General features: G+C 71.8%; 9 protein-coding genes. All 9 read right to left on the bottom strand.

Features of this window, described 5'->3' with window-relative positions; all coding sequences use genetic code 11:
• Positions 1-38: 38 nt before the first annotated feature.
• A complete protein-coding gene (locus ACGF2Y_RS00335) occupies positions 39-821 on the bottom strand; it encodes an isoprenyl transferase (RefSeq protein ID WP_392941649.1) in 783 nt (260 codons plus the stop codon).
• 81 nt (positions 822-902) lie between these two features.
• A complete protein-coding gene (locus ACGF2Y_RS00330) occupies positions 903-1,433 on the bottom strand; it encodes a hypothetical protein (RefSeq protein ID WP_392941646.1) in 531 nt (176 codons plus the stop codon).
• Complete coding sequence (locus ACGF2Y_RS00325; RefSeq protein WP_392941644.1) at positions 1,430-2,134, bottom strand: hypothetical protein; 705 nt, start codon at positions 2,132-2,134, stop codon at positions 1,430-1,432. Before ACGF2Y_RS00325 ends, ACGF2Y_RS00330 begins: the two co-directional genes overlap by 4 nt.
• A 129-nt stretch (positions 2,135-2,263) precedes the next feature.
• Complete coding sequence (locus ACGF2Y_RS00320; RefSeq protein WP_392941642.1) at positions 2,264-4,726, bottom strand: Tox-REase-5 domain-containing protein; 2,463 nt, start codon at positions 4,724-4,726, stop codon at positions 2,264-2,266.
• A gap of 272 nt (positions 4,727-4,998) precedes the next feature.
• Entirely contained in the window at positions 4,999-6,591 is a 1,593-nt protein-coding gene (gene serA / locus ACGF2Y_RS00315; protein ID WP_392941639.1) for a phosphoglycerate dehydrogenase, read from the bottom strand.
• Positions 6,592-6,882: 291 nt separating this feature from the next.
• Positions 6,883-7,884: a ketol-acid reductoisomerase gene (gene ilvC, locus ACGF2Y_RS00310; RefSeq protein ID WP_392941637.1), complete on the bottom strand. Its 1,002-nt coding sequence runs from the start codon at positions 7,882-7,884 to the stop codon at positions 6,883-6,885.
• A gap of 110 nt (positions 7,885-7,994) precedes the next feature.
• Positions 7,995-8,522, bottom strand: a complete 528-nt coding sequence (gene ilvN / locus ACGF2Y_RS00305; protein WP_003966072.1) for an acetolactate synthase small subunit — start codon at positions 8,520-8,522, stop codon at positions 7,995-7,997.
• Between the two features lie 22 nt (positions 8,523-8,544).
• Positions 8,545-10,401, bottom strand: coding sequence for an acetolactate synthase large subunit (locus tag ACGF2Y_RS00300; RefSeq protein WP_392941635.1), 1,857 nt, complete (start codon positions 10,399-10,401; stop codon positions 8,545-8,547).
• Between the two features lie 217 nt (positions 10,402-10,618).
• Positions 10,619-13,441: a putative bifunctional diguanylate cyclase/phosphodiesterase gene (locus tag ACGF2Y_RS00295; RefSeq protein ID WP_392942552.1), complete on the bottom strand. Its 2,823-nt coding sequence runs from the start codon at positions 13,439-13,441 to the stop codon at positions 10,619-10,621.
• Positions 13,442-13,563 lie beyond the last annotated feature (122 nt).

Here is a 13,563-nt window from a genome sequence, read left to right as displayed (position 1 = left end):
GGGACCGCCACTTGCCGAAGCGGCGTTCCCCGGACCCGTCACTTGCCGAAGCGGCGTTCCCGGTTCGCGTACGAGCGCAGCGCGCGCAGGAAGTCCACGTGCCGGAAGGCCGGCCAGTAGCAGTCCACCCAGTGCATCTCGGCGTAGGCGGACTGCCAGAGCAGGAAGCCGGACAGCCGCTGCTCGCCGGATGTGCGGATGATGAAGTCGGTGTGGTCGGCGACGGGTGAGTAGAGGTGCCGGGAGATGTCGTCGATCCCGAAGCGGGCGACCAGTTCGGCCGGGTCGCCGCCGGCCGCGATGTGCTCCTCGAAGGCGCTTTTCACCGCGTCGACGATCTCGCGCCGGCCGCCGTAGCCGACCGCCACGTCCACCTTGAGGCCGCCGCGCCCGGTCGTGGCGGCGGTGGCCTCCTTGAGCACCCGGGCGCTGGCTCCGGGCAGCATGTCGAGCGAGCCGATCGCCCGGACCTCCCAGTCCCGGCCCTCGGCGGTGATGTCCCGGACGGTCTCCTCGATGACCTCGATCAGCGGGCCCAGCTCTTCGGCGGGCCGGCCCAGGTTGTCGTCGGAGAGCATGAAGAGGGTCACGTGCTCGATCCCGGCGGCCGTGCACCAGCCCAGGAACGTGGTCACCTTCGCGCCGCCCGCCCGGTAGCCCTCCCGGACGTCCGTGTGCCCGGCCTTCCGGGCCCAGCGCCGGTTGCCGTCGACCATGATCCCGACGTGCTGGGGACGCGGCAGCCCCACCAGGGTGGTGGCGAGCCGGCGCTCGTACACCGCTTCGATCGGCCGTCGGAGGAACAAGGGCAGCAGCTTCATGAACCCACTCCATCACAGGACGGCTGATGCCCGGGAACCCCGCCGGCCGCCCCGGAACCCCCGGCAGTATCCGGGCGGTCATCACAACGGGCCGTCCCCGCCCTCCGGTTCGGCGACCGGACGGTCGCTGACCAGGGCGGCCAGCACCAGCGGCGCGTCCCCGTCGCTGTGCCCGAGGGCCAGGGCGATCCACCGGCCGCCGGATTCGACCGGGCCCCACACCACCAGATCTCCGTACAGGTCCTCGGCGAACAGCGCCTCGAACAGCGGCTCCACGGGCCCGCCGCCCTGCCATCGCATCAGCGGCCCGTGCAGCCGCACCGCCCGGTGCGGGCCCCAGCGGTCGTCCAACGCCCGTGCCAGCACCGCCAGATGGCCCGCCGCCGCCTCCTCGGCTTCGTTCCACTCGGGGGCGTACACACCGCCGAGCGGGTCACCCTCCCAGAGCGGCACGATCCGGAAGCCCTCCCCGACGGTGACCGTCCACTCACCGGTGGCCGGATCGCCCTCGGCGGCGGTGGGGCCGGTGGCCGGTACGGGAGCGGTCAGGAGTCCGGTCACCTCGGCGGCGGCGCGGTCCGCGTCGAAGGGCTCGCCCGCCCGGGAGGTCACAGGACGGCCCGGGTCATCGGGCGGGGCAGCGGGGCCAGTGCCCCCGCCTCGCGCAGCCGCTCGTACACCCGCACCACCGTCGCACTGTCGCCCGGAGCCGCGATGCTCAGCAACTCCCCACCGCCGGGCAGGGGTTCGCGGACCGTCTCCAGTCCTTCGGGGACGAGGGCGGCACGGGCCGGGGAGAGGTAGCCGGTCCGGCCGACGACCGGGTCGCCGACGGCGTACCCGGCGTCGTCCTCCAGCGCGTCCAGCACGTCGTCGTCGCTCACGTCGCCGAAGTCCGGTTCCCACACCCGGGCGACGAGGGACAGGAGCGCCTCCTCGGGGACCACGGCGTCGTCCGGGGCGTGCAGGACGATCGCGAGCGACTGGAGCAGGAACTCCGGCGCTCCCCCGGCCAGTCCGCTGACCTCGGCCTCCCAGCCGAGCGCCCCGGTGCCGACGAGCCGCAGCCCGGTGCCGGTGAGATCCGACCAGTCGGCCGCACTCTGCGCGGTGCGGAGCGCGGCGGCCAGGGCGTCCCCGTCCGCGGTGAAGGCGGTGGCGGTGGCGGGTCCTTTCCCATGGACCTGGCTCCAGACGTCGGCCGCCTGCGGGACCAGCTCGGCGAACCCGTCGAGGGTCCGCCGCCACCGGTCGGCCAGCGCCTCGACCGGCTCCGGCCGGGGACCCCAGAAGCCCCGCACTACACGTCGCATGCTCGTCTCTCCTCCGTCGGCCGGCCCGCTGCGCCGCGGTCCCCCGGCCGGACGGCGGCCGGGATCACCACGCGTTGCAGGCTACTCGGCCCGGGGCCCCGCGTCCGGGGCCTCGCGTCCTGGCGCGGCCTACTCGTCGAAGGCCCCCGGCTTCCTGGTGCTGTCGTTGGGCTTCGTCGGGTTGTGGACCACCCTGACCGGCAGCCCTTCGTCGCGGAAGGCCTTGCGGGCGGCCTTGGCCACGTCCGGGTCGGAGAAGTGCCACTCCACGCTCCGGCCGCCGGACGCCTCCACCTGGGCGCGGGCCTCGGTGACGAACTTGTCCTTGCCGGACGGGGTGAGGGTGCTGCTGTCGGTCTTGGACAGATAGCTGCCGTAACCGTTCTTGGCCTCCAGGAACGTCTGCCGGGAGGAGTCCCAGCCGTCGTACTCCACCGCCGGCTTGCCCTCCCGGGGGTGCGGCACGACGTACTCCTGGCCGCGGTTGGTGCCGGTGACCTGCTCCTGGTAGCGGAGCCAGGACTCGTTCTTCCAGTTCGGCGCGGGGTTGCGGTCCCGGCTCGCCCAGTAGCCGTCGCCCGCGTCGGCGTCCCCGAGCGTCCGGTCCCTCAGGTCGTCGGCCCAGGACGGCGGGTTGTAGTTGCGGGGGTCGGAGGTGTCGTTGCGCTGCGGTTCGGGGTACTGCTTCTTGTCCAGCTCCGCCCGGCGCGCCCGCTCCGGCTCCTCCAGCCGCTTCTGCTCCAGGTGGGCGGCCCGCTCGGCCGCCCGCGCCCGGTCGGCGGCGGCCTTGGCGGCCTCGTCGCACCCGTCGTTCGCGAGGACGGTCCGGGCCGGGGAGCCGCCCGCCAGCACGCCGGTGCCCGAGCCCGGGACACCGGTGGCCCCGCCCCCGCCGTACCGCACCGGTGGCGGGCCCGAGGCGATGGCACAGCCGGTACGGCGCGCCGCGTCCTCGGCGGTGTCCGCCGCCTCGTCGGCCTCCTTCGCCGCCTTCCGTACACCGTCGAGGTCACCGGCCTCCGCGGCCTGGCGGGCCCGGCGGGCCGCCGCCACCGCGTCGTCGGAGGCGCGGCCCACGGCTGCGGCGACCCTGCCCAGCACACCGAGGCTGCCGACCTTGCCGACGACCTTCGCGACGTTGTAGCCGGGGATGAAGATCGAGCCGACGTTCCAGATCACATCGGTGACCGCCCGGGTCTTCTCCCCGTTGTTCCAGCGCTCGCGGACCTCGTCCCCGACGAAGACGTCGTCGCCGACCGTGACCACGGTGCTGACGGAGGCCTTGCCCCAGTCCCACACCGCGCCCAGGTAGTCGCCGTCCGCCCACTTGTCGCCCGCACCCGAGGAGTCCTGGACCCACTGGTCGCCGAGTTGCCTGCCGTAGTCGGCGAGGCCGGACCAGGTCTCCGGCTTGAACAGGTCGATGATCCCGGAGATGTCGCCCCAGATCCCGTCGACCACGAGGCCCTTGAAGACCTGCGTCGTACGGTCCCAGGCGCAGCCGAAGAAGCCCCAGCCGCCGCAGTCCTCCTTCTCCTCGGCCTGCTCGCCGCCCTCGCCTTCGCCGTCGTCGGACGCCTGTACGTCGTAGGCGGCCTCGGGCTCCTCGCTGTCCTCGGGGTAGGTGTCCTCGCCGGCACCGTCGGGCCCGCCGGTGCCGCCAGGCCCGCCGGTGCTGTCGGATCCGCCGCTCGTGGTCTCGCCGGTGGCGCCGTCCGTGGCACCCTCGGTGGTACCGCCCGTGCTGCCGCCCGTGGTCGTCGAGCCGCCGTCGGCGCTCCCGGACGCGCCGCCGTTCGCGCCGCCGTCGGCTCCCTCGTCCGTGCCACCGCCCGCCCCGCCGTCCGCGCCCCCGTCCGCGCTCCCGGACGTACCCCCGTCCGCGCCACCGTCCGTACCCCCGTCCACACCGCCGTCCGGGCGGTCGCCCGCCTCGACGGAGCCGCTGCCCGGGGAGACCGGGCAGGAGCTGCCGGTCAGCGAGCAGATCGCGGACTGGAGGCCCTCGGTGATCCGGCCGCCGAGGCCGCCCACCGTCAGGGCCGCGATCAGCGCGACGACGATCAGGACCAGGCCCAGGTACTCCAGGGCGGTCTGCCCCCGGTCCCGCTTCCAGGTGATCATGTGCGGGAGCGAGAACTTCGGCGGCTGCCCCCGCTCGCCGGGCGGCAGGCGGAACCACGCCCGGCTCGCGGGGCGGCTGATCAGGACGATGATCAGGACCGGCAGGACCAGCTGTGTCAGTCCGTCCGGCGATCCGTCGCCGAGGTTGGCGAGGCCGCCGATGATCAGCCACACCTGGACGGCGGCGATGCCCCACCGCACACGCGTGGAGCCGGTGCGTACGTACCGGGCCAGCAGCGCCGTGAGCACCCCCGGCGCGGAGGCATACAGCAGGATGCCGAGCACCTCGGCGCCCATCGCGTCCACCGCGAGAGCCGAGCCGGACAGGCCGATCGCGCCCAGCACCGTCGCGCCGGACAGCACGAGGAGCAGCACGCGCACCAGGACGAGCGGGCGCGGGAGTTCACGCCAGCGGGCGACGGCGGGAGCCGGGCCTCCCGCTACGGGTATGCCACCGACAACAGACATACGTGATCCGACCCCCGGCGCCCATGAGTGACGTGACAACCGGTCACCCTAGGGTCGGGGCCCGCTCACGTCGTGGGCCCCAGGACCCAACCCCGGGCCCACCCCGGCGGGTTGGCCGGCCTCTGCTCGCGCAAAGCGGCGTACCCGGCAGCGGGACCTCTCGTACGGGACGAGCGGGCCGGCTACCGGGTACGGAGCGGGGGTGGTGGTTCTGCTTCTGTGCTTCTACTTCTGTGCTTCTACTTCTGTGCTTCTGAGCCTGTGCGCCCGCGTCAGTCGGTGAGGTTCACCGAACGGGCCGAGGACGCGCCGATCTCCTCGGCGATCTCGGTGAGCACCGACTGCGGGACGGTGTCGTCGACGGTGAGGACGACGAGCGCCTCGCCGCCCACGGCGGCCCGGGACACCTGCATGCCCGCGATGTTCAGCCCGGCCTCGCCGAGGATCTTGCCGACCGCGCCGACCACACCGGGACGGTCCTGGTAGCGCAGGACGACCATGTGGTCGGCGAGCGCCAGATCGACGTCGTGCTCGCCGATGGCGACGATCTTCTGGAGGTTCTTCGGGCCGGCCAGCGTGCCGGAGACCGCGACCTCCTGGCCGTCGGAGAGCGTGCCGCGCACGGTGACCACGTTGCGGTGGTCGGGCGACTCGGAGCTGGTGGTGAGGCGGACCTCGACACCGCGCTCCTGCGCGAAGAGCGGGGCGTTGACGTAGCTGACGGTGTCGTCGACGACGTCCTCGAAGACGCCCTTGAGCGCGGAGAGCTCCAGCACCTTGACGTCGTGCTGGGTGATCTCGCCGTACACCTCGACGTCGAGCCGGGCCGCGACCTCGCCCGCGAGCGCGGTGAAGATCCGGCCGAGCTTCTCGGCGAGCGGCAGACCGGGGCGTACGTCCTCGGCGATGACGCCGCCCTGGACGTTGACCGCGTCCGGGACCAGCTCGCCGGCCAGCGCGAGGCGGACGGACTTGGCGACCGCGATGCCCGCCTTCTCCTGCGCCTCGTCGGTGGAGGCGCCGAGGTGCGGGGTGCAGACGACCTGGTCGAACTGGAACAGCGGGGAGTCCGTGCAGGGCTCCTTCGCGTACACATCGAGGCCGGCGCCCGCGACGCGGCCCTCCTTGAGCGCGGAGTACAGCGCCTCCTCGTCGACGATCCCGCCGCGCGCGGCGTTGACGATGCGCACCGAGGGCTTCACCTTGTGCAGCGCCTCGTCACCGATCAGACCGAGGGTCTCGGGGGTCTTGGGCAGGTGCACCGTGATGAAGTCGGCGACCTCCAGCAGCTCGTCCAGGCTGAGGAGCTTGACGCCCATCTGCGCGGCACGGGCCGGCTGGACGTAGGGGTCGTAGGCGACGATCTTCATGCCGAAGGCCGACATGCGCTGGGCGACCAGGACGCCGATGCGGCCGAGGCCGACGACGCCGAGGACCTTCTCGCTGAGCTCGACCCCGGTGTACTTGGAACGCTTCCACTCGCCGTTCTTGAGCGCGGTGTTGGCCTGCGGGATGTTGCGCGCGGTGGCCACCAGCAGACCGCAGGCCAGCTCGGCGGCGGTGACGATGTTGGAGGTCGGGGCGTTGACGACCATCACGCCGGCCTTGGTGGCCGAGGAGACGTCGACGTTGTCCAGACCGACGCCCGCGCGGGCCACGACCCGGAGCTTCCTGGCGGCGGCGACGGCCTCGGCGTCGACCTTGGTGGCGGAGCGCACCAGGATGGCGTCGACGTCGACGATCGCGGGGAGCAGCTCGGCGCGGTCCGCGCCGTTGCAGTGCCGGATCTCGAAATCCGGACCCAGAGCGTCGACCGTGGCGGGCGACAGCTCTTCAGCGATGAGTACGACAGGTTTCGAGCTCACGTGAGTCCTCACAAGTCCAGTGCGGACGGCCGTCCCGATGGCCGCAGGCGGTGGAGGGGCTAGCCGCGTGGTAGACGCACGACACTGTGGGCCCTGACGCGTGTATGTGTGGAGAAGTGTAGTCATGCGACGGGCCACGTACTGCGCCCCGGCGGAAAGATCACCCGCACGAGGGTGGACGTCGTGTACACCCGTACGGACCAGCCCCTCCGGTACCCCCGTACGGAGCGGCTTCTTTCGGTATGCGGGGCGGGGCGGGTCCGTGCAGGACCCGCCCCGCTCCCCCGAGGCCTAGGCCTCTTCGTCGTTCACCCAGCTCATGAGCTTGCGCAGCTCACGGCCCGTGGTCTCCAGCAGGTGGTCGCTGTCGGCCTTCTTGTACTCGTTGTACTTGGGCAGACCGTTGTGGTACTCCGCCATCCAGGCCTTGGCGAAGGTGCCGTCCTGGATCTCGGTGAGGACCTTCTTCATCTCGGCCTTGGTGTCGGCCGTGATGATCCGCGGGCCGGTGACGTAGTCGCCCCACTCGGCGGTCTCCGAGATGGACCAGCGCATCTTGTCCAGGCCGCCCTCGTACATGAGGTCGACGATGAGCTTCAGCTCGTGCAGGCACTCGAAGTACGCGATCTCGGGCTGGTAACCGGCCTCGGTCAGCGTCTCGAAACCGGCCTTGACCAGGGCGGCGGTGCCACCGCAGAGGACGGCCTGCTCACCGAACAGGTCGGTCTCGGTCTCCTCGGTGAAGGTCGTCTTGATGACGCCGGCGCGGGTTCCGCCGATGCCCTTGGCGTACGACAGGGCGAGCGCCAGGCCCTTGCCCGAGGCGTCCTGCTCGACGGCCACGATGCAGGGAACGCCGCGGCCCTCCTCGTACTGGCGGCGGACCAGGTGGCCGGGGCCCTTGGGGGCGACCATGCAGACGTCGACGCCGGCCGGCGGCTTGATGAAGCCGAAGCGGATGTTCAGTCCGTGGCCGAAGAACAGCGCGTCGCCGTCCTTGAGGTTGTCCTTGACGGACTCCTCGTAGACCTGGGCCTGGATCGGGTCCGGGACGAGGATCATGATGACGTCGGCCTCGGCAGCGGCCTCGGCCGGGGTCACCACGCGCAGGCCCTGCTCCTCGGCCTTGGCCTTGGACTTCGAGCCCTCGTGCAGACCGACGCGGACGTCGACGCCGGAGTCACGGAGCGACAGCGCGTGGGCGTGGCCCTGGCTGCCGTAACCGAGAACCGCGACCTTGCGGCCCTGGATGATGGACAGGTCGGCATCGTCGTCGTAGAACAGCTCGGCCACTGGGTCTTCTCCTATGTGTGCAGGTGTTGCGTCCCACCGTACGGCGGGGTGCGTCGTATACGTTGTCGGGTCTCGCCATGCGAGCGGCGCGGGCGCCGCTCGCATACCGGTCAGGCGGAACGGTCCAGGGCGCGCAGCGACCGGTCGGTGATCGAGCGCGCGCCGCGCCCTATGGCGATGGTGCCGGACTGGACGAGTTCCTTGATGCCGTACTGCTCCAGCATCTTGAGCATCGCCTCCAGCTTGTCGGCCCCTCCGGTCGCCTCGATCGTGACGGCCTCCGGGGAGACGTCGACGGTCTTGGCGCGGAACAGCTGGACGATCTCGACGATCTGGGAGCGGGTCTCGCTGTCGGCGCGGACCTTCACCAGGACGAGCTCCCGCTGGATCGCGGCGGCGGGCTCGAGTTCGACGATCTTCAGGACGTTGACCAGCTTGTTGAGCTGCTTGGTCACCTGCTCCAGGGGCAGGCCCTCGACATTCACGACGATGGTGATGCGGGAGATGTCGGGGTGCTCGGTGGTACCGACCGCGAGCGAGTCGATGTTGAAGCCGCGTCGGGAGAACAGGGCGGTGATCCGGGCGAGGACACCGGGCTTGTTCTCGACCAGGACGGAGAGCGTGTGCTTTTCGGACATGGAGTCGTTCTCTCTCTGTCTCTCAGTCGTCTTCGTTGTCGCCGAAGTCGGGGCGGACGCCGCGGGCGGCCTGGACCTCGTCGTTGGAGGTGCCGGCGGCGACCATCGGCCAGACCATGGCGTCCTCGTGGACGATGAAGTCGACCACGACGGGGCGGTCGTTGATGGAGTTGGCCTCTTCGATGACCTTGTCCAGGTCGGCCGGGTCCTCGCAGCGGATGGCGTAGCAGCCCATGGCCTCGGACAGCTTGACGAAGTCCGGGACGCGGGTGCCCTTGGCCGGAACGCCGTCCGTGTCCGCGCCGGAGTGCAGCACGGTGTTGGAGTAGCGCTGGTTGTAGAAGAGGGTCTGCCACTGGCGGACCATTCCGAGGGCGCCGTTGTTGATGACGGCGACCTTGATCGGGATGTTGTTGAGCGCGCAGGTGGTCAGTTCCTGGTTGGTCATCTGGAAGCAGCCGTCGCCGTCGATCGCCCAGACCGTGCGGTCGGGCATGCCGGCCTTGGCGCCCATCGCGGCCGGGACCGCGTATCCCATCGTCCCGGCGCCGCCGCTGTTGAGCCAGGTGGCGGGCTGTTCGTAGTCGATGAAGTGGGAGGCCCACATCTGGTGCTGACCGACGCCCGCCGCGAAGATCGTGCCCTCGGGGGCGAGTTCGCCGATGCGCTGGATGACCTGCTGCGGGGAGAGGCTGCCGTCGTCGGGCAGGTCGTAGCCGAGCGGGTAGGTGTCGCGCCAGCGGTTGAGGTCCTTCCACCATGCGGTGTAGTCGCCGGTGCGGCCCTCGGTGTGCTCGGCCTGGACGGCCTGGACCAGGTCGGCCAGGACCTCGCGGGCGTCGCCGACGATGGGCACGTCGGCGGTGCGGTTCTTGCCGATCTCGGCCGGGTCGATGTCGGCGTGGACGATCTTGGCGTACGGGGCGAAGCTGTCCAGCTTGCCGGTGACGCGGTCGTCGAAACGGGCTCCGAGGGCGACGATCAGGTCGGCCTTCTGCAGCGCGGTGACGGCGGTGACCGCACCGTGCATGCCCGGCATTCCCACGTGCAGCGGGTGGCTGTCGGGGAAGGCGCCGAGCGCCATCAGGGTGGTGGTGACGGGCGCTCCGGTCAGCTCCGCGAGAACCTTCAGCTCGGCGGTGGCCCCGGCCTTCAGGACGCCGCCGCCGACGTACAGCACGGGGCGGTCGGCCTGGGTGATCAGCTTCGCCGCCTCGCGGATCTGCTTGGCGTGCGGCTTGGTCACCGGGCGGTAGCCGGGCAGGTCCAGGGTGGGCGGCCAGCTGAAGGTGGTCTTCGCCTGGAGGGCGTCCTTGGCGATGTCGACGAGGACCGGTCCGGGGCGGCCGGTGGAGGCGATGTGGAAGGCCTCGGCGATGGTGTGCGGGATGTCCTCGGCTTTGGTGACCAGGAAGTTGTGCTTGGTGATCGGCATCGTGATGCCGCAGATGTCGGCTTCCTGGAAGGCGTCGGTGCCGATCGCCTTGGAGGCGACCTGGCCGGTGATCGCGACGATCGGCACGGAGTCCATGTGCGCGTCGGCGATCGGGGTGACCAGGTTGGTGGCGCCGGGGCCGGAGGTGGCCATGCAGACGCCGACCTTGCCGGTGGCCTGCGCGTACCCGGTGGCGGCGTGGCCGGCGCCCTGCTCGTGGCGGACCAGGACGTGGCGGACCCGGGTGGAGTCCATCATCGGGTCGTAGGCGGGGAGGATCGCGCCGCCGGGAATGCCGAATACCGTGTCGGCGCCGACTTCCTCGAGAGAACGGATGAGGGACTGCGCGCCCGTGACGTGCTCAACGGTGACGGACGGCTGTCCGCCGTTACGGGCGCGCGGCTGCGGGTGGTGGGCCCCGGTGGCCTGCTCGGTCATCGGCATTCTCTTCTCGAAGCTGAGGGTTTTCGCGGGTGTTTTGCAGCGTTTTGACAGGTGTCGGTGCAACAAAAAACCCCTCGTGCCGTGAGGCAAGCGAGGGGAGCGCGCCGGGTGTGGTCCGCAGAGTGTGTGGAGTGACTCTGCTTCAGCCGACGCGCTTTCCAAGTACGAGAATTCGGGTGCGCATGGCATTGACCCTCTCTCCGGCACGCATGACGTGTCAAGTAGGTGGGACGGGCGTCTCAGTATGTGATCCGGTGAGCAGCGGGATCGAGCCGCCCGCCATCGCCGGCCGGGGACTCGGAATGCCCGGCACCGGGAACTCCCCGCGGACCAGCGCACGTCGCAGCCGGTATTCGTCGAGCGGTCCGGAGAAGGCCATCCCCTGGCCGTGGGTGCACCCCATGGCGTGCAGGGCGAGGACCTGCTCGGGGACGTCGACGCCGTCCGCGACGGACTGGAGGCCGAGGTCGCGGGCGATCCGCAGGAGACCGCTGGTGATCTTGTGCAGCCTGGCCGATTCGACCACGCCCTCCACCAGATTCCGGTCGAGCTTCAGTACGTCGATGGGGAGCCGGCGCAAGGCGTTGATGGCCGCGAAGCCGCTCCCGAAGCCGTCGAGCGCGATCCGTACGCCGAGCCGGCGCAGGGCCACGAGGCGCTGCTCCAGGGCGTCGAAGGAGACCCGCGGGTCGCTGTCGGCGACCTCGATCATCAGGGCGCCCGAGGGCAGACCGTGGCGGGTCAGCAGCGCCTCGATGGTGCCGAAGGGCGGGGCCGTGTCCAGCAGCCGGGCGGCGGACAGCCGGACGGAGACGGAGACGGGATGCCCGGCCCTGGCGCGGTCGGCGGCCTGCGCCACGGACTCCTCCAGGAGCCAGCGGCCGAGCTCGGCGGTGCGGTCGTCGTCGCCGGTGACCCGGAGGAACTCGGCGGGGGTGAACAGGATGCCCTGGGCGGAGCGCCAGCGGGCCTGGGCGGCGACGGCGGCGACGGAGCCGCTGGCGAGGTGGACGACGGGCTGGTGGAGCAGGGCGAACTCGCCGTCGCGCAGGGCGGTGCGCAGCCGGGTGGCCAGCTCGGAGCGGCGTACGACGTCGGCCTGCATCTGCGGGGCGTACAGCTCGACCCGGTCCTTGCCGCCGGCCTTGGCGCGGTACATCGCGAGGTCCGCGTTGCGCATGAGGTCGGTGGGGGTGATGGCGGGCTCGGCGAAGGCCACGCCGATGGAGGCGGCCACCCGGACCTCGCTGGGGCCGATCCGGTAGGGCTGGGAGAGCGTGAGGCGCAGCCGGTCGGCGATCTCGTGGACCTGGTACTCGCGGGCGCCCTGGTCGCGGGTGCCGTCGCCCATGATGAGCGCGGCGAACTCGTCGCCGCCGAGCCGGGCGGCGGTGTCCCCGGCCCGGACGGAGTCCTGGAGGCGGCGGCCGGCCTGGACGAGCAGTTCGTCGCCCGCCTGGTGGCCGATGGTGTCGTTGACCGCCTTGAAGCCGTCGAGGTCGATGAAGAGGACGGCGGTGCCGGGGTCGCCCGAGCGGCGGCCGCCGAGCGCCTGGCGGACCCGGGCGGTGAACAGGGCCCGGTTGGGCAGGTCGGTGAGCGGGTCGTGCTCGGCGTTGTGCTGCAACTGGGCCTGGAGCCTGACCCGTTCGGTGACGTCCCGGCTGTTGAGGAGGAGGCCGCCCTGGTGGCGGTTGACGGTGGACTCGACGTGGAGCCAGTCGCCCGTGCCCGAGCGGAAGCGGCACTCGATGCGGGTGGTGGGCTCCTCGTGCGGCGGGGCGGCGAGGAAGCGCCGCACCTCGTGGACGAACCGGCCGAGGTCGTCGGGGTGGATGATCGAGGACAGCTCGGAGCCGACGAGGTCCTCCGCCTCGCGCCCGTAGACCCCGGCGGCGGCGGGACTGACGTAGCGCAGGGTGCCGTTGGGCGCGGCGATCATGATGACGTCGCTGGAGCCCTGCACCAGGGAGCGGAAGTGGTTCTCCTTCTGGGCCAGCTCCTGGGTGAGGGAGATGTTGTCGAGGAGCATGATGCCCTGCCGCACGACCAGCGCCAGGACGACGGTGCAGCCGGTGAAGATGACGACCCGGTCCACCCGGCGGCCGTCGACCACGTTGTACAGGATGCCCAACGTGCAGACGGCGGCGGCGAGATACGGGGTCAGGGCGGCCAGGGAGCCGGCGATCGGGCGGCTGGCGATGGCTCGCGGGGGCCCGGGGCGGCCGGCCGGCCGGGCCCCGCAGCGGACGCCCCAGGGGGCGTAGGCGAGGAGCAGCGATCCGGCGAACCAGCCGGCGTCGAGGAGCTGGCCCGAGTGATAGGTGGAGCGCAGCAGCGGCGAGGTGAACACCGCGTCGCTCAGCACGGTGAGCGCCAGGGCGGCGATGGCGGTGTTGACCGCGGAGCGGTTCACCCCGGACCGGCGGAAGTGCAGGGCGAGGACCATCGAGACGAGCACGATGTCGAGCAGCGGGTAGGCCAGCGAGAGGGCCGCGGGCGCGACGCTGGTGTCCTGGACGCCCGCCAGGTGCGTGGTGTGCGCGAGGGCGAGGCTCCAGGCGAGCGTCAGCAGCGAGCCGCCGATCAGCCAGGCGTCCAGGGCCAGGCACACCCAGCCGGCGCGGGTGACGGGGCGCTTGGCGAGCACGAGCAGTCCGACGATGGCGGGCGGTGCGAAGCAGAGGAAGAAGACGTCGGCGAGGGAGGGGGCGGGCACGGGGACGCCGAGGATCACCTCGTACCAGCCCCAGACGGCGTTTCCGCAGGCCGCCATGAGGGAGGAGAGCGAGAACAGCAGCCAGGCGGGCCGCATCCGGCCCCCGCCCTCCCTCGCGTAGAGGAAGCAGGAGACCGCGGCGATCAGCGCTGCCGCGGAGAGTCCGAAGTCTCCCATGATGACGGCCACTTGTGGTGAACCCCAGCCGACGGCGGCACCCACCGAATACCCCGCGCAGACGACGCCGAGCAGGATCCGGGACCGCAGCCCGGTGGATCCGGAGGCGGACCGCGGGGCGAGCAGGGCCCCCAGCGCGCTCACCGGAGCGCTCCCCGCCCCGGGCCCGCCGGGCACGTGTTCCCCGGCGCCTGGCACCTCGCCGGACCCCTCCGGCGCCACTCGCCCGAACCCGGCCGCGACCGCCTCGGCGATGCCGGTCCGGG

It is taken from the genome of Streptomyces sp. NPDC048142, from assembly GCF_043202835.1.
GTDB lineage: Bacteria > Actinomycetota > Actinomycetes > Streptomycetales > Streptomycetaceae > Streptomyces.
This window is presented reverse-complemented; position numbering and strand designations above follow the sequence as displayed.

Bases quoted from the DNA above. Each gene is read 5' to 3' on its own strand.
- ACGF2Y_RS00325 (WP_392941644.1), bottom strand. From the start codon at position 2,134: ATGCGACGTGTAGTGCGGGGCTTCTGGGGTCCCCGGCCGGAGCCGGTC.
- ACGF2Y_RS00320 (WP_392941642.1), bottom strand. From the start codon at position 4,726: ATGTCTGTTGTCGGTGGCATACCCGTAGCGGGAGGCCCGGCTCCCGCC.
- ilvN (WP_003966072.1), bottom strand. From the start codon at position 8,522: ATGTCCGAAAAGCACACGCTCTCCGTCCTGGTCGAGAACAAGCCCGGT.
- ACGF2Y_RS00300 (WP_392941635.1), bottom strand. From the start codon at position 10,401: ATGCCGATGACCGAGCAGGCCACCGGGGCCCACCACCCGCAGCCGCGC.
- ACGF2Y_RS00335 (WP_392941649.1), bottom strand. From the start codon at position 821: ATGAAGCTGCTGCCCTTGTTCCTCCGACGGCCGATCGAAGCGGTGTAC.